Below are 21861 nucleotides of genomic sequence, written 5' to 3'. Positions count from 1 at the left end.
TGACATTAAAACGTGGACACTCTACTAAAGAGTAAAAAACAACCATCTACAAAGGTCCTTTAAAAAAGGGAAATAAGTCCAGCTCCTAAAAATCAGTTCATGGCTGGCTTCTTCATGATTGAGGGTACTATATCGCTTATCTTCTGCATCCTCTCAAGGAGGCTCTCCTTGCCCTTACCAATTAGGGCGTGTTCCAGGACGTCACCGAGGGTCTCAACGGGTATTATCTCAACCTTATCCTCATACTTCTTTTCAATCATGACGTCCCCCATGTTGGAGGCTGGTATGAGTACCTTCTTTATCCCTGCCTCTGCAGCCGCCTCTATCTTTCCTGTAACCCCACCCACCGGGAGCACATCTCCACGTATGCTCAGTGAGCCTGTTAGGGCAACTGACTGGTCCACGGGTATCTCCTCGAGGGCCGATATGACGGCTGTTGCCACTGAGACGCTTGCACTGTCACCCTCCACACCATCGTATGCCTGGAGGAACTGGATGTGTATGTCATAGTTTGATATGTCTGTACCCGTGTATTTCTTGATGAGGGCGCTTACGTTCTGGACCGCTTCACGGGCGATCTCACCGAGTTTACCTGTGGCGATTATTCTGCCCTCCTCCTTGCTCTGGGCGGGGGCTGCCTCTGCAGCTATCGGGAGTATGATGCCGCTTCTGTCACCGATTATTGCAAGTCCATTGACACGTCCGACCTCTCCGCCCTCTGATTTGAAGACACTGTACTTCTTCTTCTGTACAATGTATCGGTCTGCGATCTGCTGTTCGAGGGTCCTTGAAAGTTTCTTTGCCTCCATTACATCCCTGGTCTCAACCAGTTCAGCGCCACGGCTCTTGGCAATGTCCCCTGCAGCCCTCACAAGACCCCCAAGTTCACGGAGTTTTAGTGTGAGTGAATCCTTCTTACCGGCCCTCCTCTGGGCCTCCCTTATTATCTCCTCTATGGCCCCCCTGCTGAAGTGGGGGATCCTTCCATCCTTTTCAACTTCCTGTGCAACGAACTGGACAAGTTTGTCCCTGTTTTCAGGTGTATCAGGCATTGTGTCCTTCATGAAAACCTCGTAACCGTATCCTCTTATCCTTGAACGGAGGGCTGGGTGCATGCCTTCAAGCACCTGCAGGTTACCTGATGCCACGAGCACAAAGTCACAGGGGACGGCCTGTGAGCGCACCATTGCACCGCTGCTTGTCTCGCTCTGACCCGTGATGGAGTACTTCTTCTCCTGCATGGCTGTGAGGAGTTCCTGCTGGGTCTTCATCTTCATTGTCCCTATCTCGTCTATGTAGAGGACCCCCTTGTTGGCCCTGTGTATCATCCCGGCCTCGACCCTCTCATGTGCCGGTGTGCCAAGACCTCCTGACTGGTAGGGGTCGTGCCTCACATCCCCAAGGAGCGCACCTGCATGGGCACCTGTTGCATCCACGAATGGGGCAACCTGCCTTCCCTCGTTGTTGACCAGGAGCTTGGGCACCATGACGGTGGTCCTTGGCCTGAACTGCTGGAGGGCCAGGAAGACTATACCCGCAGCTATTATGGCTGCAAGGAACTGGTTAACCATGAACCCGAGGACAAGGATGAATGATATTATGAGCATCATAAAGAGGTTCTTCTTCTCATCCTGTGCCCTCGCCCTGTTCTTGTGGTTCATGACTATTTTCCTGCCCTCTCCTGCAGGTACAGTACCTATGAGGGGGTTGTTTGGGTCGTCTATGTTGGGGTAAACCAGTATGTCCTGAAGTTTTTCCCGGGGCAGGAGTTCCGCCATTGCCTTTGCCAGCATTGATTTGCCGACACCTGGTTCGCCTATTAATAATACGTTACGCCTCTGTTCTGCAGCCTTTTTTATGGTCTCAACTGCCTCTTCCTGACCTATGATCTGATCTATGAGTCTTTCAGGGACATCTATATCCTTTGAGGTTTCATATGAAAGGCTCCTCCCTGATTCCTTCTTATCGTCAGTACTTTCATATGAAACAGATTCTTCTGTTCTGAATTTTTTAATGGTGGTTTTCATTTCTATTCAAATGCCTCCATTAAGTGAAGTGGTTAAAATAAAATCACAGTTTATGGTTGTCCCTTCTGCCTAAAATATTTTACTTACAAATTTTTATTTTAATATATGGTGATGTCACTTATAAAGGTATCTCTTGGGTTAGCGGTTTATCTCTGATATGAGGGCAAGGGCATTCTGGATAAATTTCTCAACTATTTTACGGTACTTCTCCTCACTCGCCCTCAGGGCCTCCTGTGTCCTCTTCATCTCAGTTATATCCCTTGCAATGGTGGATACCCCTATAATCTCACCATTAACGTCCTTGAGTGGTGAGAGTGAAATGGAAACCCATATCTCCTCCCCATCCTTCCTGAAACTTCTGGCCTCAAAGTTTGAAACAAGTTTACCGGATTTCACCTCCGATATGAGACCCCTGAGCCTTTCAAATTCCTCCTCATCCATGAGGATCGAGACGTTCTGTCCCCTGACCTCATCTGCGCTGTAACCGTATATCCTCTCAGCACCCCTGTTCCAGTCAATTATGGTCCCATCAAGGTCATAGCTTACGATGGCATCCCCCGAGGACTCCACGATTGAAGCCAGCCTTTCGAGTTCACGCTGGAACTTCACCCTCTCTGTCACATCCCTGAAGATTGCCCGGCTGTATTCAACCTCACCATCCCTCATGCGGACGTTGACGTTTCCCTCCACCAAGATTTTCTTACCATCCTTTGTTATGAATGCGGTTTCAACCAGGGGGATGCTCTCCCCGCTCATTACACGGTTGAAGATCTCGTGGCACTCATCCAGCTTGTCGGGGTGTATCACGTCAAATATTGTGAGATTCTCAATGTCATCCTCAGTGTAACCCAGGGTCTCCCTCCAGGCCCTATTAACATATACAAACCTGCCCTCAGGGTCAACCGCTTGTATCATGTCATTGGCGTTCTCAAAGAGGTCCCTGAACTGCTCCTCCCTTCTATGGATCTCATCCTCCATTCTCCTCCTCTCTGAGATATCCCTGATTATTGAGGTCAGGAAAAGGCCCCCTGCAGTCCGTGCAGAGTTCAGGCTCATTTCAACAGGGAACTCGGTCCCATCTGATCGGAGGGATGTGGTTTCAAAAACCCTCCCTGCGAGTTCGTGCTCCCCCTCCATCCCATATTCCCTCATTTTAGCCTGGAGGTCATCCCTGAGGGATTCCGGGACGAGTAAATCAACACTTTTACCCTCAAGGGAGGTGTATCCAAACATCTTATCTGCCGCGGGGTTTGAGAATACGATAATACCCTCAGAGTCAACTGTGATCACCCCATCGGGGCTGTTAAGTATAACCGTCTCAAATACTGATTTAAGGTCCTCCTCAGAAAGTGAAGGACTTTCAGGAGAAACACCGGACATCCAACCATCTCCACATAATAAATCAAACAGACTCAGATAATATTTATACCGCCAAGGTATTTAAGATTTTAGTGATCAATAGATCTTAGGATCACAGCAGCCCAGAAGTGGTGAAGAAATGAGTTCAAAATGTATAATGGTGCAGGGGACATCATCAAGTGCAGGTAAGAGTGTCCTTGTGGCTGCACTCTGCCGCATATTCTCAAAGAGGGGCTACCGGGTTGCCCCCTTCAAATCCCAGAACATGTCACTGAATTCCTTCACAACCCATGAGAACCGGGAGATAGCGGTGGCCCAGGTCCTCCAGGCAGAGGCTGCAGGTATCAGGCCATCATACCACATGAACCCCATACTCCTCAAACCCAAGGAGGACTTCACATCCCAGGTCATAGTCCACGGCAGACCCGCAGGAAACATGAACTTTCAGGAGTACCAGACAGAGTTCCGGGAAACCGCCCTAAAGGCCATAAAGGAGTCCCTTGATTACCTTAAGGAGCGATATGATATCATCGTGATTGAGGGGGCCGGATCCCCTGCCGAGATAAACATGAGGGACCGGGACCTTGCCAATATGGAGATAGCCCACCTTGCAGACGCCGATGTTATACTTGTTGCTGATATAGACCGTGGGGGAGTTTTCGCCTCAATTGCAGGCACCCTGATGCTTCTCGATGAGCGTGACAGGTCCCGGATAAAGGGTGTTGTCATAAACAAGTTCCGGGGAAACCTTGAAATCCTCATGCCAGGTATAGAAAGGATTGAGGAAATAACAGGGGTGCCTGTGCTTGGTGTGCTCCCCTACGATGAGAACCTGAAACTTCCCGAGGAGGATTCAGCCTCGCTCTCAGAGCGCAAGTACCGTGGAAGGGGTGATGTGAAGATCGGTGTCATGAGGCTTCCCCGAATATCCAACTTCACAGACATAGACCCCCTTGAGTACGAGGAGGACGTTGCTGTGAGGCTCATAGAGTCCGGTGACAGCCTCGAGGGCCTTGACGCCATCATAATCCCCGGAACCAGAAACACCATAAGCGACCTCATGTATCTAAGGGAGAATGGCTTCGCCGATGAGATCAGAGATCTGAGCCGTGAGATACCGGTATTCGGTATATGCGGTGGTTTCCAGATGCTTGGAAGGAGGATAGTGGATGAGAATCTTCAGGAGTCAAAACTGGGAAGCTTGGATGGCCTCAACCTCCTTGACTGCAAAACCACCTTCACAGGTGATGGTAAAATAATATCCCGAAGTGAAGGGGAGATCACCGGCGCCGGCCTGTTCTCAGGTATTGCAGGGGAAACCGTGGAGGGCTATGAGCTCCATGAGGGAACCACAGTCCTGGGTGATGTTAAACCCCTCATGAAAGTTAAGAGGGGCTTTGGTAACACATACACCATGGGATTCGATGGTGCCGCTGATGGGAACGTTGCAGGTACCTACTTCCACGGGATATTCCACAACTTCAAATTCAGGAGGTACTTCACAAACCTTCTGCGGGAGAGGAAGGGCCTTGAAAAGCTTGACTATGTGGACGACCACTTCGATGCCTCAAGGAGGTTCTCAATTGACCGGCTGGCTGAGATAGTCGAGGAAAACATGGACCTCTCCATCATTGAGGACATCATAGAGGGGGATTAGAAGAAAAGGACCCAATATGCATATCCCCAGCACCACTTTTTCTTAAGAACCAATTCAAAAATTAAGGAATCTGATTCTTAAAAAAATTAAAAAAAGATTTTTTTTATTCAGCGCAGAGTCCAAGTCATTGATTCTATGCTATGAACGGCACCGCGAGTGTTGTAATCACAAGGACCGTCAGGATGATACCGACCACTATCACAGGAATCCCCGCCCTGGGTATGTCACGGAGCTTAACATAGCCAGAACCATAGGCCATTGCAACGGTTGGATCAGCCATTGGTAGCATGAAGGACAGTGAACATGCTATGGCAACCGGAACCGCATATATCCCCACCGGCTGATGCTGTGCACCTGCAAGGGTCACTGAAAGCGGAACCAGGATCGCTGATAACGCTATATTTGACATCACCTGAGTTATAAGCACTGCAAGGACCATGAGGACCAGCATGACAAGAATCGTTGATGGATCAGATCCCAGCATTCTGACAAGGTCATTTATCAGCCATGCGGCGGCACCAGTCTTGAGGAGGGCGCTTCCAAGGGAGAGTGCACCCCCAAAGAACACGATGAGGCCCCAGTCAATATTCTTCTGGGCGTCCTTCCAAGTTATAACACCGGCGAAGATGAACATCACCGCAGCTATCAGTGAAACCGAGTAACTGTTGATGCCTGTCCAGCCAGCTGTCACCCAGAGCAGAATTGCAAATAGGAGTATCCCTGCGCTGACCTTCTCCTCCCTTTTAACCTCACCAAGTTCCATCAGTTTCTTCCCTATAACTGCGTCACCGTCACATAGGGCTGTGACCTCACTGGGGAATATCCTCATGAGGACAAACCATATTACAAAGAGCATTGCGACTGCAAGGGGGAACCCGAAGATCATCCAGTTGAGGAATGGTATCTGGGTGTAGGCAGCCGCCATGAGGTTGGGGGCTGTTCCTATCTCCGTACCGAAGCCACCTGCGAGGGACCCGAATGACGCCCCCAGTATCATTGCCTTTGCATAGTTACTCCTCCCCCTCTCAGGCTCAGAACAGCCCATTATATCTATTATCTCCTTTATGATTGGAAGGAGCATTGCAAATGCCACCACGTTCTCAATCCACGCTGAGAGGAGCCCCGTGGAGAATATGCTCACAAAGAGGCCTCTCTCGGGTGATGTTCCAAGTCTCCTTAAAAGGTAGTAGGTGAATCTCTGTGCAAGGCCACTCTTCCTTATGGCCTCAGCCATTATGAACCCACCTATCATGAGGAAGAGTATGGGGTTTGCGAATCCTATAACAGCATTTTCAAAGCTCTCAACGCCTATAAGTGGCTGTGCAAAGAGTATTATGAGGGATGTGACTGCAAGTGGAACAGACTCCGTTGCCCACATTGAAACCGCGAAAACAAGTAAGGATATTGCTGCGTGTCCTGAAGCCTTAAGGCCGGGTAACGGTATCAGATACACTGCAAGTGCAAGAAGAAAACTCAGAATAAATCCTTTCTTTGCATCCGTAATATTACCTCCTCTGGTTGGTAACTGTAAGTTTCCAGTAGCTTATAATTTTTGCCTTATATAAAGAGATTGGCTAGTAATACCAAGCCCCCCAGTTTGCTGACCAAAATCAACCATAGAAGAATCAGCTACAACCTACATCAGAAAAAGATGTGCATGAACACTTAGATATTCATTAAAAGCCATATGACAGCCAGTATTACGGGTTGATGGATAAAGTAAATGGCCAGTGAGTTTTTTCCCAGAAATTCAAGTGTATGGTTTCTCCGTTGGAGCTCCCCCTTCCATCTCCTTCTGCATCCGGGATAGAGGGTATCTCCTGTGAAGATACCTAGAAGGACAACACCAATCCATGGAAGCAGGGGAAAGTAGTCGAGTGTGTAAAATCCAGGGGGCTTCAGTCCGAGCCAGACAAAAAATAAGGTGTCCGCCCTCAAGCCTGAAACCCACACCCCTGCCGCCAGTGCCAGGAGCGCCCCGACAACCGAGGGTAACCTTCTTCCTGCAAATGGGTATGTTATGATAACAGCAGCACCTATGAAGTGGAGCACCCCGAACACTATGAATCCCTTATGGGGGTATATCCAGGTGACAACAGTTATCAGGAGGCCGTAGAGGAATATCCTGATACCCCTCTTAATGTAATGTCCATGGGACCCGGAGCCCCTTCGGGAGTGACTGAGGCTGAGTGATACTCCCACAAGGAATATGAAGAGAAATGCGGCCAGCCTGCCGGTGATCCAGATCAGCGGTGAGGTCATATCCAGTTCCACCGCTCCAAGGAAGTTGAGGTCAAAGATCACGTGGTATATGATCATCATCACAACAGCGATGCCCCTTATGGCATCGACCTCATGAAACCTCTCGCTGGACGATGCTACCCCCATGAATAACCTCCATTTATAAATTGTGTGGAGCCCGGTAAAAGCAGTTCCCACCGCAGGGAGGACCTCCACAGGAGTGCTCAAGATAAAAATAGAAAATTTTATATATGATGATTTCAAACCTTTTCTATGCCTACGAATTGCGGCGTTAGTCCAGCCTGGTTAAGACACTGGCCTGCCACGCCAGCGACCCGGGTTCAAATCCCGGACGCCGCATAGCGGTTGTAGTCTAGTCTGGTTAGGACTCGGGCCTTCCAAGCCCGCGACCCGGGTTCAAATCCCGGCAACCGCATAAAAACTGTTTCTGATACCAGTAACCTGTTAATTCTAGTGTATATGATAAATACAGTGACCCATTAATTCTCAGTTTACACCATAAACCTGTTTCTGGCTGATTTTAACTGTTTATTCCAATTGAAACTCCATTAGATGTAATCTGCACCTCCCTCCCATGGGAAGTGGCCAGCCATATATCAGCTATATATATTAGAAACCCCGATAGTAGAGCAAAGGATAAGTACTTTAATTCTAGATAATAACAGGATCCAGACTGATATTAATGGTGTGATACTCATGGCTGGAATCGTTGGATATGGAGTTTACGTTCCATCATACAGAATAAAGGTTGAAGAAATAGCGAGGGTCTGGGGAGACGACCCCCAGGCCATATCAAGGGGACTGGTGGTTGAAGAGAAATCAGTTCCAGGTCCAGATGAGGACACCGCAACAATCTCAGTGGAGGCTGCCCGAAACGCCATCAAAAGAAGCCAGATAGACCCATCAAGGATAGGAGCCGTCTATGTTGGTTCAGAATCCCACCCCTATGCAGTCAAACCAACAGCAACAATCGTTGCAGAGGCAGTTGAGGCAACTCCTGAAATGACAGCCGCTGATCTTGAATTCGCATGTAAAGCAGGAACCGCAGGTATACAGGCATGTATGGGGCTTGTTGAATCAGGAATCATTGAATACGGCCTTGCTATTGGCGCAGATACAGCCCAGGGTGCACCGGGGGATGCCCTTGAATACACAGCATCAGCAGGGGGGGCGGCCTACGTCATAGGAAATGAGAACTGTCTTGCAGAGATAAGGGAAACCTACAGTTTCACCACCGACACCCCCGACTTCTACAGGAGGGAGGGAATGCCCTACCCCAGACACGGTGGAAGGTTCACGGGTGAACCAGCCTACTTCAAACACGTTCTTGGAGCTGCAAGGGGTATGATGGAAAAGACGGGCCTCTCTGCAGGTGACTTTGATTATGCGGTTTTCCACCAGCCAAACGGGAAGTTCTACCTGAAGGCAGCGAAAAAACTTGGATTTGAAAGCGATCAGGTGAAACCTGGGCTTTTAACACCGGTCATAGGTAACACATACTCCGGTGCAACACCAATAGGTCTTGCAGCAACACTGGACGTTGCAGAACCAGGGGCAAGGATACTTGCAGTCTCCTATGGTTCAGGGGCCGGGAGTGACGCATTCATAATAGAGGTCACAGACGAGATAGAGAAAAAGAGGGACCTCGCCCCGACCGTTTCTGACATCATCAGCAAGAAGAAATACGTTGACTATGCACTCTATGCCAAGTTCAAGGGCAAACTCAGGATGGCTTAAGATGGTGATAACATGAGGGATGTAGCAATTATTGGAGTCTCACAGACAAAATTCGGAGAACTCTGGGACGTCTCATTCAGGGACATGATAACCGAGGCCGGCCTCGGTGCCATAGAGGATGCTGGAGTTGAAGGTGCAGACCTCGAGGCAATGTATGTTGGTAACATGTCAGCGGGCCTCTTCATAAAACAGGAGCACATTTCTTCACTCATCGCAGATCATGCGGGGCTAACACCCATACCCTCAACAAGGGTGGAGGCCGCCTGTGCATCAGGTGGACTCGCCCTGAGGAGCGGTATAATGGCCGTGGCATCAGGATACCATGATATTGTGATAGCAGCAGGTGTTGAGAAGATGACCGACGTTGTTGACCCCACACCTGCAATTGCAACAGCCTCTGACCAGGAATGGGAGGCCCAGCAGGGTGTAACCTTCCCATCACTCTACGCCATGATGGCAAGGAGGCACATGTACGAGTACGGTACAACAAGGGAGCAGCTCGCCATGGTCTCCGTGATAAACCATGAAAACGCCTCAAAAAACCCAAGGGCCCAGTTCCCCATGAAAGTCACGGTTGAGCAGGTCATCAATTCAACCATGGTCGCGGATCCACTCAGACTCCTTGACTGTTCACCCATCTCTGATGGTGCAGCAGCAGTCATACTCTGCCCCGCCGAGATGGCCAGGGAATACACCGATACCCCTGTCTATGTGAAGGCATCTGCACAGGCATCAGGTACCATTGCACTGCACGATAGAAGGGATATAACAAGGATTGACGCCACCGTAAATGCTGCAAGATCCGCATTTAAGATGGCAGATCTTACACCGGGAGACATAGACCTTGTTGAGGTCCATGACTGTTTCAGCATAAATGGTATACTGGCTGTTGAGGACCTTGGATTTGTTGAGAAGGGTGAAGGTGGAAGGGCCTTTGAGGAGGGCATGACCCGAATCGATGGTAAAATACCCGTAAACCCCTCAGGGGGTCTCAAGGCACGTGGTCATCCACTAGGGGCCACAGGTATCGCCCAGGCGGCGGAGGTGGTCTGGCAGCTACGTGGTGAAGCCGGTAAAAGGCAGGTTGAGGGTGCTGAGATAGGTATGACCCATAACATCGGGGGAACAGGTGGGACAGCGGCTGTGCACATATTCTCAAGGTAGCCAGCCCCCCTTTTTTATGCACTGATAAGCTAAATGATTTTTTCCAATTCTCTACTAACTCTTTTATGCTTATATCTATAACTAAACTGCAATGCCCCTTTTTTCTCTCTAAAGGTTTAACATAGAATAGGTTCATGAATATAGAAATGAGGAGTAAATGTCCATCTTTAAGATTATCCTAAAAACTGATGGAGTCAGCGGACTTTCAGCACAGGTTTGCATTTAGAAAACTTAAAATACTCTAAGGTTTGAAAAGTAACTCTTCCACAAAAAGGAATTGCAGTACATGAAAGCTTTGTAAAAAAAGGAGGAATTGTGGGGGTGCCTACATTGGAGGCATTCCGCCCATGTCACCCATGTCACCCATGTCCTCATCGGATTCAGAGGATGATGCGGCTATGACGTCGTCTATGCGGAGGATCATTTCAGCTGCCTCTGCAGCGGACTGGATGGCCTGTTTCTTGACCCTGTGGGGCTCTATTACACCGGCCTCTTTCATGTCAACGATTTCACCATCGAAGACGTCAAGTCCCATGTAGGGTGACTCCTCATGGGCAGCCCTGAGGTCCACCAGGACGTCGATACTGTCAAGTCCTGCGTTCTCTGCAAGGGTCTTTGGAACGATCTCAAGGGCCTCTGCGAATGCTGAGACCGCTAGCTGTTCCCTTCCACTTATTGAATCAGCGTAGTCCTTGAGTCTCTTTGCAACCTCTATTTCAGGTGCTCCTCCACCTGCAACGACCTTACCGTCCTCGACTGTTGCTGCAACGACTCCTATTGCGTCTTCGATTGCCCTTTCAACTTCGCTTACAACGTGTTCTGTTGAACCCCTCACGAGTATTGTGACTGCCTTTGGCTCCTTGCATTCCTCAACGAAGATCATCTCTTCGCCTGAGATCTTCTTCTCTGAGACAATGCCTGCTTCGCCTAGGTCGTCCTCACTGAGGTCCTCAATGTTTGTGACGATGTTTGCACCGGTTGCCTTGGAGAGTTTCTCCATGTCTGATTTTTTAACCCTTCTTACTGCAAGGACGCCTGCCTTGGCCAGGTAGTGCTGTGCAAGGTCATCGATACCCTTCTGACAGAAGAGCACGTTTGCGCCTGTCTCGACTATGGAGTTGACCATGTCGCGGATCATCTGCTCTTCCTGTTCAATGAAGGCCTGCATCTGTGATGGGTCTGTTATCCTGATTTCTGCGTCGACTTCTGTCTCTTTGACTTCTATTGGGCAGTTCAGGAGTGCTATTTTGGCGTTTTCAACCTTCTTTGGCATTCCTGGGTGAACCCTTTCCTTGTCGATGATGACACCCTGGACGAGTGTTGAGTCGTCCACGGCTGCGCCTTCCTTCTTCTCTATCTTTATGTGGTCCTTCTCGACTTCGCCGTCTTCTTCAACCTGCTTGACAGCGTCAACTATGAGTTCAGCCAGTGGTTCCCGTGCCTTTTCTGTTCCCTTACCGGTCATTGCGGTCATAGCGACCTTTATGAGTGTGTCCCTGTCGCTTGCGTCAATTGCAATGTCGTTGAGTATTTCCTGGGCCTTTTCAGCAGCCTGCCTGTAACCCATTGCTATTATTGTTGGGTGAATCTCCATTTCAAGGAGTGTTTCAGCTTTTTTGAGCAGTTCACCTGCTATTATGACAGCTGTTGTTGTACCGTCGCCGACCTCGTCTTCCTGGGTCTTTGCCACTTCAACAAGCATCTTTGCGGCGGGGTGCTCTATGTCCATTTCCTTGAGTATTGTGACACCGTCGTTTGTAACCACGATGTCCCCAAGGGAGTCAACCAGCATCTTGTCCATTCCCTTTGGTCCAAGGGTTGTCCTGACGGTTTCTGCCAGTATTTTACCTGCAAGGATGTTCATCCTCTGTGCGTCCCTTCCAAGGTACCTGCTTGTACCTTCAGGCAGTACAAGAATTGGCTGCTGTCCCTGTGCCATTCAATCACCTCAATTTTTATTATCATTAGTGCATTTATCAATGGGTTAGAGGTTCTATAAATATTTTGCGGTTAATGTATTTATCTCTTGGAAATCATTAAATATGATTGGTTAGAACAATGTTGCAAAGAGTAGCCCCAGTCTACATCTCAGCATTTATAATTTTAATTTTATTAACTGAAGGTTCCTATGCCATCGAAGAACTTGAAGATCCCCTGAATAGCTCTGATATTCTAGAGGCAAGTGTCAGGGTCTCCACTTTCATGGAAAAAAATAAGATAATCCCTGAAAACGTCAGTGTGGGTAACAGGACACTTGACACCCCATCTTATGCCTACGCCCTTAGCAGGGTACTTACCGGTTCAAAGGTGGTCGAAAACCAGGTTGTTAATGCACCCAAACTTGATATAAGGCGCATATCAGTGAAGCTAACAAAAAATCAGTACCTGGAGATAATATCAAAATTCCATAACTTCACATGCAGGGCAGAGTGCTGTCCAGCAACCATCTCCTTCAGCGGGGGTAAGATCGACTTCTACAATGCAGTGTATCTCCTATCAAAGATCGGGCGTTACAGACAACTCTATGGCAAACTTCCCATGGCCATTCAAATAAGCACACCTCTACCCGTAAATGCATACCGCATCGACTCCAACACCATTGACACAAGGATAAAGAATCTAAAATACCAGCTCAGAACAACAGTTAACCTCATGAACCTTATTCATAAGAGGATCAGATATTCTGGAAATAAAAACATCCTGAGGCTTCAAAGTAATCTCAAGTCCATTGAAAGAAGATACACTTATCTGAATGGTCAGCTCAGATACTATGAGGGTCTCAGGAGCAGCCCATGGTATGTCCCCCCATCCCTCCGACGTTACATCAGGTCCACAGCCCACTGCAACATCACCGATCCCAATATAGTTTACCTTGCAAGGGAACTCTCGGGGAACACCACCCACTCCACTGCACTGAATCTCTTTAACTGGGTCCGGGACAATATTGACTACTCATTCTATTACAGGACCCGCTATGGTGCCTCAGCCACACTCAAGTACAGGACAGGAAACTGTGTGGACCAGGCCCACCTCATGGTTGCCCTTGCAAGGACCAGTGGTATACCGGCCCGTTATGTCCGTGGATACTGCAGGTTCATAAGCGGGAACTGGTACTCCCATGTGTGGGCCCAGGTATGGCTAAGGGGTCAGGGGTGGGTGACAGCAGACACCACCCACACCATGAACAACCTTGGAGACGTTTATAACTGGAACACCAGTGTGTCAAAAGTTAGAGAAGTGCTTCTGGAATATGACCTGCACTGAAACCTTATATTCCCTCATTAGATATCATGATCCATGAAAATCATTGACCTGACCCGCAGAATTGAGGATTCCATGCCTGTCTTTCCAGGGGATCCTCCTGTAAGAATAAGGACAGTTGAAGATGGAGATTACATTAACTCAGAGATAGAGACAGGATTGCACGCTGGAACCCACATAGATGCGCCGGCACACGTACATTATGGTGATGAAACCGTTGATAGGATAGGCCTCGAAAGACTTATAGGAGATGGATTCCTTATATCACCCAAAACAGTTAAGATTCCTGATGGGGACATTGCGGTTCTGAAAACCGGGTGGACCTCGAAGTGGGGCCTTGAGGAATACTTCAAGGACTACAGAGGCATTCCCCTCTGTCTTGCAGAGAAACTGGTTGACCATGGAGTGAAGGGGGTGTGCACAGACGGGCCAAGCGTTGACATGCCTGGAGAAACAGCTGTACACAGACTCCTCCTTGAAAACGGCATATGGATAGTCGAAAACATAAGAAACACGGATATGGTTCCAAAAACATTCAGAATATTCGTTGTTCCCCTGAATGTGATGGCAGAGGCATCACCCGCAAGGGTATTTGCCATCACAGACTGATCATCATTGAATTAAGAATAAGCCGTTAAAGATCCATCATTTCTCTATTTTTTCCCAGAATACCCTTCCATCATTTTTCACTGACCTGAAGTAACCCTTTCTCTCAAGATTTCTAAGTATCTGAACCATGTTCTCAAGTTTAATGTCCCTGAAACCTATCTCATTTAAAAAACTGAGCAGTTCCTCTGCTGTGGATCTTTCATCAGGTAGCAGACGGTAGATCTGTGACTGGAAGGAGGTCAGATCCCTTTCAGGTTTCTGGGTAAGCACACGGAAATACTCCCTGTACCTTTTAAGGTCAGATATGCAGGATTCCTTCTCAGCTATGATTGCATTGAGGTCCTGTATTATTTTATCCTTCTCAGCCATGAGCCCCTCAAGTTCAGATATCTTTCTTTCCCTGAGTTTAAGTGCCTCCTCAAGTTCCCTTACCCTGCCTGATTTCTGTGAATTCTCCCTGCATTTTCTGAGATCCATCTTGAGCTTGCTTATTTCAAGCATGCATGCCTTTACAAGAAGCTTGAGCTGTTCCTTTTCCGAATCCCTCATGAACTTCATGGTACCCATTTCCCCTTTAATTAAATATCACATGGAATCTTAAAAACCTTCCTGAATTCATCCTGGGATACCAGATAGAGTTATATAGCAAAAGAATCTCCACATATTCCCTAAAATGGGAACGTAGAAAATAAAACAATAAGTCCCCCATAAGCATCATTCAAGCCTTTCAAAGTTGCAGAGGCCAAAACACTTAACCCTTTTCTCCACCTTTAGAGCCACAAGGGCACATAGAACACCAAGGAATGCCCCTGCAACGACATCACTGGGGTAATGTAGACCAAGGCACACCCTTGAAACACCAACAAGGGAAGCAAGGAGCAAGAAAAGCCATAGTCTACCAAATTTAAAGTAGAGTGCCATGAATCCGCTGAATGCTGCCACACTGTGCCCTGATGGCATGGAGTACCCGCCTGCTGTTGTGGTGTGCTTCACCCAACTGAGAACCTCATAGGGCCTTGGCCTTGCAATAACAGCCTTCAGGAATTCACTGAGAAAGAAGCCCATGACAAGGGCTGTGAGTGCAATGAATGCAGCCTCCTTCTCATCCTCCCCGCCAAAAATGTAGAGTGTGAGGCACAGCAATACCCAGAAAATCTGGGTTCCTCCAAGGGTTATGATCTGCATCAGTAAATCAAGAATGGGCGAACTGATTGCTGAATTAAAAAAATAGAGAATGGATGTATCAATACCAGTAAAAGAAAGAAAAGTACGCATCACAAAATAAAGAATGGATGCAACACCAGGAAATGAAAAAAATGGATCCGTCATTTACAGTATCTCATTTATAAGTTCTGCATTGAGTATAGAGGCTCCAGCAGCCCCTCTCACAGTGTTGTGGCCTACAAGGACATATCTAAGGCTGTTACTGAATGCTGCATCCTTTCTTAGCCTTCCAACAGTGACGGACATTCCACCATCCCTGTCCCTGTCCATCCTTGGCTGAGGTCTGTTCTCCTCATCCAGGACCACAACAGGTTTTTCAGGTGCTGAGTGAAGGCCCAGTTTCTGTGGGAGCCCCTGGAACCCGTCCATGGCATCCTTTATATCCTCAATTTCAAATTCATCATCCAGTTCCACGAAGACAGCTTCTGTGTGACCGTCAACAACGGGGACACGGTGGCATGATGCGCTCACACCGAAACTTGCAGGTTTAACAATACCATCGTCAAGTTCACCGAGTAGGTGTAGGGTTTCGGTTTCAATCTTCTCCTCCTCACCTCCGATATACGGTATGATGTTGTCAAGTATCGCCATTGATGGAACCCCACTGTAGCCGGCGCCCGAAACTGCCTGCATGGTGGAGACATAGACCCTCTTTATGGTGTAGCTGTCATAGATGGGCTTCAGTGTAAGGGTAAGTGCTATGGTGGAGCAGTTGGGGTTGGTTATGATGAAGCCATCCCATCCCCTCCTCCTCTGCTGAACCTCTATGAGGTCCAGGAACTCCGGGTTAACCTCAGGGATCACCAGGGGAACATCGGGTTCCATTCGCATTGCACTGGCATTTGAAGCCACGATGTACTTCTCAGCAAACTTTGGCTCAACCTTACGGGCCACATCTGCAGGAAGTGCAGAGAACAATATGTCCACATCCCCCACACTTGCAGGATCCGTTTCAACAACCTCTATATCCCTTACAGACTCAGGCATCTCACTGTCAAGGTACCAGTTTGCAACCTCCCCATAGGGTTTTCCTGCGGACCTTGAAGATGCCGCGAGGGTTGTAAGTTCAAATTCAGGATGATTCTCAAGCATTTCAATAAACCGCTGCCCAACCATCCCTGTTGCTCCAAGAACACCAACATTAACCATAATACCACCCTATCATTTTATTCCAAGCACATCCCCCATATCCATTATCTTCCCGGGTTCTGCATGTTCAATGAACCTCAATGCCCTTATAACTCCACCTATAAATGCGTCCCTGCTGTGGGCCCTGTGGACTATTTCAAGGCGTTCACCATCACCTGCAAAGAGGACTATGTGGTCCCCCACTATGTCACCGCCCCTCACAGCATGGACACCTATCTCATCACGGGTTCTCTCACCTGTGAGACCGGACCTCCCATGAACCGCCACCTCATCGGGTTTCCTGGAGGTGGCCTCTGCGATAACCTCCAGTGCACGCATCGCGGTACCTGAAGGGGCGTCCTTCTTGTGTCTGTGGTGGGCCTCTATGATCTCAACGTCATAATCAGAGAGTACCGGTGCCAGATCAGAGAGGACCTTGAAGAAGACGTTGACGCCCACCGCCATGTTTGGTGAGATAACAGCCCTCACACCTGTCCTCTCAATGGATTCCCTGATGGTCTGCATCTGCTCATCTGAAAATCCTGTTGTTCCAACCACAAGGTTAACCCCTGCTTCGGTCGCTGTCTTTATGGTTTCAACAGCTGCCGGTGCCACTGTGAAGTCAACGAGAACGTCGGGTTCCGTCTCTCTGAGTATTTCGGCAAGTTCAGATGCGTCGCTTACCTTAACACCCACTTCGCCTGTGGCTGTGAATTCACCCACATCCCTTCCCTTAAGGGGTGTTCCCGGGGCCTCGATGGCAGCCACAAGCTCCATGTCGTCCTCTTCAAGCACTCTCCTTATTATCCCAGAGCCCATGCGCCCGCAGGCACCTGTAACCGCAACCTTGATCATTATAACACCTCATGGATTCAGATAAGTGCCAGCTCCTCAAGTACCAGCCTCAGTTTCTCACGGCTGCTGTCCTGTAGGGGTGCTAGCGGCATCCTCACATGACCTGCAGGCCTTCCCATCATGTTGAGGGCCTCCTTGACAGGTACGGGGTTGCTCTCGATGAAAAGGACCTTCATGAGACTGTAAAGTTCATAGTGGGTTTTCATTGCAGATTCAAAGTCCCCTGAGAGGGCTTCGTTGACGAGTCGGCTCATACGGGCTGGGTCGACGTTCGCCACGACGGATATGACGCCCTCTGCACCCATTGAGATCATCGGGAGTGTGAGGTTATCGTTACCCGAGAGTATGATGAAATCATCAATGCCCTGGTCCATTAGCTTTGATTTGAGCATGGAGATCTTGTCCAGGTCGGGGTTCGCCTCCTTTATACCGATTATACCGTCGAGACCTGCAAGTTCAGATACCGTGTCAACGTCGATATCCGTACCGGTCCTTGAGGGCACATTGTAGATTATGAGGGGTATCTCCGATGCCTCCTCCAGCATCCGGTAGTGTTCAATTAACCCATGGGGCTGGGGCTTGTTGTAGTAGGGTGTTATCACAAGGGCCGCGTCTGCACCTGCGTCCCCCGCATACTCTACAAGGCCAAGGGCCTCCCTTGAGGAGTTGCTTCCTGCCCCAGCGATGGTCTTAACACGCCCGTTAACCTCATCCACAAGTATGTCAATCATTCTCCTCTGTTCCTCATGGGTTATGGTTGCTGATTCACCTGTTGTACCTGCAACCAGCAAGCCATCAACCCCATTCTCAATAAGGTAGTTTATGTTTTCCCGCAGCCCGGCCTCATCCACCCGGTCATCCTCTGTGAATGGAGTCACCATGGCCACTACTGTGCCTTCAATCTTCATTCAAGAACACCCCTTACAAGTTCATACGCCTTTTTACCATCATTCCAGTCGACAAAGATAACCACAGATGTCTGTGAGGATGAAATTTCAACTATGTTAAGGTCATTATCCCTGAGGGGCTTGGTGATCTCGGATATTATGCCCGGAGTGTCTATGAAGTCAGGGCTGGATATGGTTATCATGGCAATATCCCTTCCCAGGGAGAGTGAACTGAGGTTATCATCTGCAATGACCACATCATGGAGGAGCCTGTGCGCCTCATCAGCGTCCTTCTTATCAACGAATATTGTGACGGAGTTCTGGCCTGTTGAAATTCCTATGATGTTGATGGAGTTCTCTGCAAGCTTTGAGGTTAACTTTGCCAGTATACCTGGCTTGTTGAGTATCTTCTCCCCTACAACCGCAACCACAGATATTGGTTCAGGGTTGAGGGTTGTTGTCTTCACCATCTTATTCTTTGAGGGGCCTATGATTTCAGTGCCCGGGGCTGAGAGATCCCCATGCTCGAAACCTATGATCTTTGCATTGATATCAGGGTCCTTGTATTTCAGGGCGTGTGGATGTAGTACTTGTGCCCCATGGGTTGCAAGATCCCTCATCTCCTCAACAGAGATCTTATCAAGTTTCTTTGCGCCCTGCAGTTTATTTGGATCCGTTGACATTACTCCCCCAACATCGGTTACGATTATAACCTCATCCGCCTTCAGGCAGTGCCCCAGGAGGAAGGCGGTGATGTCACTTCCACCCCTTCCCAGGGTTGTTATGTAACCATTGGGGTCCCTGCCAAGGAATCCGCATACCACAGGTATTATACCCTGGTCAAGAAGTTTCAGGAGTTCCTTTGACTTCTTCTCGGTTGTCTCAAAGTCCACCTTAGCATTTAAAAGGTTGCTGTCGGTTATTATTGGCCATTCATCCATGAAGGGGTCTATGTATTCAGATTTAACTCCAAGTGCCTCTATTGCAGAGGAAAATATTCTTACACTGGTCATTTCACCCATGGATACTATCTCAGCCAGCTGCTTTTCTGTAACAGCATCTTCCATTGCCTCATCAACTATCTGAAGGAGTTCATCTGTTGTCTTATTGATGGCAGATACAACGACAACGACCTTCTTGCCCTTCATGTACTCCTTCACGACAGAACGGGCCGCCTTTTTAATTCGTCTACCATTTCCTATAGATGTACCACCAAATTTAACAACTATTAACTCCATTAACCTTCACAACCTTTTAAATGTTGAAAATGAAAAAAAATCAAAGTTATTTCTGCTGGCTGATTATCCTTGTGATGTAACCTGCGATCTTGTTCCTGAGGTGTTTTGTGCTGACTGTTGAGAACTCCTCCACAAGTTTCTTGTTTTTATCAAAATCAGATGTGAATTTACCTGGATGAGTTTCTATCAGTTCTTTCGCGATTCTTTTTACAAAGGATGTTCTTATGTTTCCCATTTCATTGCCTCCTTAACAGTTCTTTCTGTTCAGTTTTGCTTAGATCCATCAGAATCTTCATCAGCTGAATGAGCTTATCCTCATTGATACCATAGGCCCTGGCGATCCTCCGGGTCCTCTCTATTATCTCAAGCTCCCTCTCAGGGTCAAATATTTCCATTCCCAGGGCAAGTTTTGCCTCAGCTATCTCACGTGCAAGGGATGTCCGTGAGGATATGAGGTCAAGTATCTCCCTGTCTATTCTATCTATTTCCCTTCTAGACCTTTTAAGGGTTTCCAGTGCTCTGGATTCGTCCATAAAACATCCCCCAAGCTTCAAAGCTTTAAGGGTCACCGGGATCAGTCAAGCACATGTGTACCCTCGTTATCCACTGAGGTTAAAGTAACATTGCCCTCAAGGTTCTCCCATGAATCAATGACCTTCCCTGCAGAATCCTCATCAGCCAGCGCCACAAACGCTGGTCCCGTGCCTGAAAGACCCGCTGAGAGGGCACCTGCCTCAAGGGCATCGAGGGCTATTCCCGGATCGAATCCCAGGGATGCACAATAGAGTATCCCGTTAAGTGTCAGTGCACTGTGCACCCTTCCCTTAAGGACCTCCCTGAAGGCCATGTCAACCCAGGGAGCCAGCAGTTTCATCCTCGGGACATCTGATTGTGCAGTCAGTGATTTTCTGTCCGGCATGTATATTAATACCTTTTGATTTTCCATTTCCCTCCTGCAGAGTATGCGCCTTGCCATGTTATCTGTCACGGTGAGGCCCCCATAGAATGATGCACTTGCATCATCATAGGCCCCTGTCACCGTCACCCCTGCCCGGAGGGATGCGTCCACTGCCATGTTGAGCATCTCACGTCCATCCATGGGTTCCAATTGAAATTCCTCTGATATGAGTTCAGAAACCGCCATCACGGTGGCGTTGGATGCCGCGCTGCTGCTTGAGAGACCGCTCGCAACAGGTAAATCAGAGGCTGTAACCACCCTCACACCAGTATCGGCGCCGTAATGCTCAAGGACCATCTCTGTGCAGATTTCTATGAGTCCAGTGTCTGCACCCTCAAGGGAGATGCACTCTATACCAGCATCTATGAGTTTGGCCTCTGCCCTGACACTGAGGCCTATCCCGAATGCAGAGCCCCTTCCTGTTGCAATGGCATTTATAACCGTGGCTGATCCAGGTGCTTTTACTGCTTTTTTCAACCTATCACTCCAAACAGTTCATATACCTACTTATATAAAACTATTTATATAATGGGTTGCAGTCTAATTAATACAAAAACAGGGAAGTTTAGGACGGGAGGTAAATCTGAAGGTCTGATATCATGGACAGAAACAGTAAGATAGTTGCTGGTTTAATTGTGGTTCTATCAATTGCAGGGCTGATAATGTCAATTTCAGGGCTCATGGGAGGATCTGAGGGTACTGTAGCAATCATACCTGTCCACGGGACCATAGCCTATGATTCAGCAGGGGTTTCCGATGCTGTCAACCCTGATGACATAAAGAATCTTATCGAGGAGGCCAACAGTGACCCTTCAGTTAAGGCCATAGTCCTTGATATAAACAGTCCAGGGGGAACTCCGGTGGCGAGTGAGGAACTGATGGATGCCATAAAAAAATCTGAAAAACCTGTCGTAAGCTGGATAAGTGATTCTGGAACCTCGGGAGCGTACCTTGCAGCCTCAGCATCTGACAGAATAGTTGCAAGTCCATCTGCATGGGTTGGAAGCATAGGTGTAATACTTGACCTCACAGATCTCTCTGAGATGTACAAAAAGATAGGCATAAACAAGTACGCAATAAAGGCGGGGGAATACAAGGATATGGGTGCAGATTACCGTATGATAACTGATGAGGAGAGACAGATGCTCCAGTCAATGGTGAATGAGGAGTATGACTACTTCATAAGGACCGTGGCTGCCAACAGAAATCTCAGCGTATCATATGTGCGTAGCCTTGCAGAGGGAAGGATATTCACTGGAAGGCAGGCCCTGAAGAACCGTCTTGTGGATTATACAGGTGGAAAAGATTATGCTGTTGATGTGGCAGCTAAACTTGCAGGTTTAAGGAACTATGAGACCGTAACCCTTGAACCGCCGGGCGGATTTATGAAGATCCTCTCAAGCATGTTCTCAAAGCTTGGATTTGGAGGTTCAGCAAATACAACAGAACATCTCAAGATCTAAGAAAGAATAAAGCGACGGTACCCATGTATCCT

Annotated in this window: 20 protein-coding genes and 2 tRNA genes; 8 read left to right on the top strand and 14 right to left on the bottom strand. The window is 48.3% G+C overall.

All coding sequences use genetic code 11. The features are described 5' to 3' along the window. Positions 1-92 precede the first annotated feature (92 nt). Positions 93-2027, bottom strand: a complete 1935-nt coding sequence (lonB, locus tag QFX30_RS04250) for an ATP-dependent protease LonB (protein WP_300488689.1) — start codon at positions 2025-2027, stop codon at positions 93-95. Positions 2028-2165: 138 nt separating this feature from the next. Next, on the bottom strand, positions 2166-3407 hold the full coding sequence (locus tag QFX30_RS04245; protein ID WP_300488686.1) for a PAS domain S-box protein: 1242 nt from the start codon (positions 3405-3407) through the stop codon (positions 2166-2168). Positions 3408-3525: 118 nt separating this feature from the next. Between QFX30_RS04245 and cobQ the strand changes: the two genes are divergently transcribed. Further along, positions 3526-5043, top strand: a complete 1518-nt coding sequence (cobQ, locus tag QFX30_RS04240) for a cobyric acid synthase CobQ (RefSeq protein WP_300488683.1) — start codon at positions 3526-3528, stop codon at positions 5041-5043. Positions 5044-5176: 133 nt separating this feature from the next. Here the strand turns inward: cobQ and QFX30_RS04235 are convergent, their stop codons facing one another. Beyond that, complete coding sequence (locus QFX30_RS04235) at positions 5177-6520, bottom strand: DASS family sodium-coupled anion symporter (RefSeq protein WP_300489111.1); 1344 nt, start codon at positions 6518-6520, stop codon at positions 5177-5179. Positions 6521-6708: 188 nt separating this feature from the next. After that, positions 6709-7431 (bottom strand): heparan-alpha-glucosaminide N-acetyltransferase, encoded by a 723-nt coding sequence (locus QFX30_RS04230; RefSeq protein ID WP_300488680.1) that lies wholly within the window; start codon positions 7429-7431, stop codon positions 6709-6711. A gap of 139 nt (positions 7432-7570) precedes the next feature. On the opposite strand from QFX30_RS04230, the gene QFX30_RS04225 reads away from it, so the two are divergent. The 4 genes from QFX30_RS04225 (at position 7571) to QFX30_RS04210 (ending at position 10206) form a co-directional block, all read left to right on the top strand. Next, positions 7571-7644 (top strand) — tRNA-Gly (locus tag QFX30_RS04225). Positions 7645-7646: 2 nt separating this feature from the next. Next, a tRNA-Gly gene (locus QFX30_RS04220) sits at positions 7647-7720 on the top strand. Between the two features lie 281 nt (positions 7721-8001). Further along, positions 8002-9042, top strand: coding sequence for a hydroxymethylglutaryl-CoA synthase (locus QFX30_RS04215; protein ID WP_300488677.1), 1041 nt, complete (start codon positions 8002-8004; stop codon positions 9040-9042). Between the two features lie 12 nt (positions 9043-9054). Further along, positions 9055-10206, top strand: coding sequence for a thiolase domain-containing protein (locus QFX30_RS04210; protein WP_300488674.1), 1152 nt, complete (start codon positions 9055-9057; stop codon positions 10204-10206). A 325-nt stretch (positions 10207-10531) separates the two neighbouring features. On the opposite strand, the gene thsA is transcribed toward QFX30_RS04210, so the two are convergent. Then, positions 10532-12145 (bottom strand): thermosome subunit alpha, encoded by a 1614-nt coding sequence (gene thsA / locus QFX30_RS04205; protein WP_300488671.1) that lies wholly within the window; start codon positions 12143-12145, stop codon positions 10532-10534. A 119-nt stretch (positions 12146-12264) separates the two neighbouring features. Here thsA and QFX30_RS04200 point away from each other — a divergent pair, with 119 nt between their 5' ends. Continuing rightward, positions 12265-13470: a transglutaminase family protein gene (locus QFX30_RS04200; RefSeq protein WP_300488668.1), complete on the top strand. Its 1206-nt coding sequence runs from the start codon at positions 12265-12267 to the stop codon at positions 13468-13470. Positions 13471-13503: 33 nt separating this feature from the next. Next, positions 13504-14076: a cyclase family protein gene (locus QFX30_RS04195; RefSeq protein ID WP_300488666.1), complete on the top strand. Its 573-nt coding sequence runs from the start codon at positions 13504-13506 to the stop codon at positions 14074-14076. 36 nt (positions 14077-14112) lie between these two features. On the opposite strand, the gene QFX30_RS04190 is transcribed toward QFX30_RS04195, so the two are convergent. The 9 genes from QFX30_RS04190 to QFX30_RS04150 all read right to left on the bottom strand — a co-directional run bounded on the left by QFX30_RS04190 (position 14113) and on the right by QFX30_RS04150 (position 20843). Then, on the bottom strand, positions 14113-14634 hold the full coding sequence (locus QFX30_RS04190; RefSeq protein WP_300488663.1) for a hypothetical protein: 522 nt from the start codon (positions 14632-14634) through the stop codon (positions 14113-14115). Between the two features lie 156 nt (positions 14635-14790). Next, positions 14791-15261 carry a phosphatase PAP2 family protein gene (locus QFX30_RS04185; protein ID WP_300488661.1) on the bottom strand — a complete coding sequence of 157 codons (471 nt, stop codon included), beginning with the start codon at positions 15259-15261 and terminating at the stop codon, positions 14791-14793. Positions 15262-15405: 144 nt separating this feature from the next. Continuing rightward, the gene (gene asd / locus QFX30_RS04180) at positions 15406-16449 is read right to left on the bottom strand and encodes an aspartate-semialdehyde dehydrogenase (protein WP_300488658.1); all 1044 of its coding nucleotides are present in this window, start codon (positions 16447-16449) and stop codon (positions 15406-15408) included. Positions 16450-16461: 12 nt separating this feature from the next. Further along, positions 16462-17283, bottom strand: coding sequence for a 4-hydroxy-tetrahydrodipicolinate reductase (dapB, locus tag QFX30_RS04175; protein WP_300488655.1), 822 nt, complete (start codon positions 17281-17283; stop codon positions 16462-16464). Between the two features lie 17 nt (positions 17284-17300). Continuing rightward, complete coding sequence (gene dapA / locus QFX30_RS04170) at positions 17301-18191, bottom strand: 4-hydroxy-tetrahydrodipicolinate synthase (RefSeq protein WP_300488653.1); 891 nt, start codon at positions 18189-18191, stop codon at positions 17301-17303. After that, a complete protein-coding gene (locus tag QFX30_RS04165) occupies positions 18188-19408 on the bottom strand; it encodes an aspartate kinase (RefSeq protein WP_300488650.1) in 1221 nt (406 codons plus the stop codon). Before QFX30_RS04165 ends, dapA begins: the two co-directional genes overlap by 4 nt. A 46-nt stretch (positions 19409-19454) precedes the next feature. Next, the gene (locus QFX30_RS04160) at positions 19455-19643 is read right to left on the bottom strand and encodes a 30S ribosomal protein S17e (protein ID WP_013296011.1); all 189 of its coding nucleotides are present in this window, start codon (positions 19641-19643) and stop codon (positions 19455-19457) included. 1 nt (position 19644) lies between these two features. Then, positions 19645-19941 (bottom strand): chorismate mutase, encoded by a 297-nt coding sequence (locus QFX30_RS04155; RefSeq protein ID WP_237779890.1) that lies wholly within the window; start codon positions 19939-19941, stop codon positions 19645-19647. A gap of 41 nt (positions 19942-19982) precedes the next feature. After that, positions 19983-20843 carry a shikimate kinase gene (locus QFX30_RS04150; RefSeq protein ID WP_300488645.1) on the bottom strand — a complete coding sequence of 287 codons (861 nt, stop codon included), beginning with the start codon at positions 20841-20843 and terminating at the stop codon, positions 19983-19985. A 122-nt stretch (positions 20844-20965) separates the two neighbouring features. Here QFX30_RS04150 and sppA point away from each other — a divergent pair, with 122 nt between their 5' ends. Beyond that, on the top strand, positions 20966-21829 hold the full coding sequence (gene sppA / locus QFX30_RS04145; RefSeq protein WP_300488642.1) for a signal peptide peptidase SppA: 864 nt from the start codon (positions 20966-20968) through the stop codon (positions 21827-21829). Positions 21830-21861 lie beyond the last annotated feature (32 nt).

Source organism: Methanothermobacter sp. (assembly GCF_030055435.1).
Taxonomy (GTDB): Archaea; Methanobacteriota; Methanobacteria; order Methanobacteriales; family Methanothermobacteraceae; genus Methanothermobacter.
The sequence above is the reverse complement of the archived record's forward strand: the minus strand, read 5'-3'. Positions and strand labels throughout refer to the sequence as shown.

Bases quoted from the DNA above. Each gene is read 5' to 3' on its own strand.
- lonB (WP_300488689.1), bottom strand. From the start codon at position 2,027: ATGAAAACCACCATTAAAAAATTCAGAACAGAAGAATCTGTTTCATAT.
- QFX30_RS04245 (WP_300488686.1), bottom strand. From the start codon at position 3,407: ATGTCCGGTGTTTCTCCTGAAAGTCCTTCACTTTCTGAGGAGGACCTT.
- cobQ (WP_300488683.1), top strand. From the start codon at position 3,526: ATGAGTTCAAAATGTATAATGGTGCAGGGGACATCATCAAGTGCAGGT.
- QFX30_RS04230 (WP_300488680.1), bottom strand. From the start codon at position 7,431: ATGGGGGTAGCATCGTCCAGCGAGAGGTTTCATGAGGTCGATGCCATA.
- QFX30_RS04215 (WP_300488677.1), top strand. From the start codon at position 8,002: ATGGCTGGAATCGTTGGATATGGAGTTTACGTTCCATCATACAGAATA.
- QFX30_RS04210 (WP_300488674.1), top strand. From the start codon at position 9,055: ATGAGGGATGTAGCAATTATTGGAGTCTCACAGACAAAATTCGGAGAA.
- thsA (WP_300488671.1), bottom strand. From the start codon at position 12,145: ATGGCACAGGGACAGCAGCCAATTCTTGTACTGCCTGAAGGTACAAGC.
- QFX30_RS04200 (WP_300488668.1), top strand. From the start codon at position 12,265: ATGTTGCAAAGAGTAGCCCCAGTCTACATCTCAGCATTTATAATTTTA.
- QFX30_RS04195 (WP_300488666.1), top strand. From the start codon at position 13,504: ATGAAAATCATTGACCTGACCCGCAGAATTGAGGATTCCATGCCTGTC.
- QFX30_RS04190 (WP_300488663.1), bottom strand. From the start codon at position 14,634: ATGAAGTTCATGAGGGATTCGGAAAAGGAACAGCTCAAGCTTCTTGTA.
- QFX30_RS04185 (WP_300488661.1), bottom strand. From the start codon at position 15,261: ATGCAGATCATAACCCTTGGAGGAACCCAGATTTTCTGGGTATTGCTG.
- asd (WP_300488658.1), bottom strand. From the start codon at position 16,449: ATGGTTAATGTTGGTGTTCTTGGAGCAACAGGGATGGTTGGGCAGCGG.
- dapB (WP_300488655.1), bottom strand. From the start codon at position 17,283: ATGATCAAGGTTGCGGTTACAGGTGCCTGCGGGCGCATGGGCTCTGGG.
- dapA (WP_300488653.1), bottom strand. From the start codon at position 18,191: ATGAAGATTGAAGGCACAGTAGTGGCCATGGTGACTCCATTCACAGAG.
- QFX30_RS04165 (WP_300488650.1), bottom strand. From the start codon at position 19,408: ATGGAGTTAATAGTTGTTAAATTTGGTGGTACATCTATAGGAAATGGT.
- QFX30_RS04160 (WP_013296011.1), bottom strand. From the start codon at position 19,643: ATGGGAAACATAAGAACATCCTTTGTAAAAAGAATCGCGAAAGAACTG.
- QFX30_RS04155 (WP_237779890.1), bottom strand. From the start codon at position 19,941: ATGGACGAATCCAGAGCACTGGAAACCCTTAAAAGGTCTAGAAGGGAA.
- sppA (WP_300488642.1), top strand. From the start codon at position 20,966: ATGGACAGAAACAGTAAGATAGTTGCTGGTTTAATTGTGGTTCTATCA.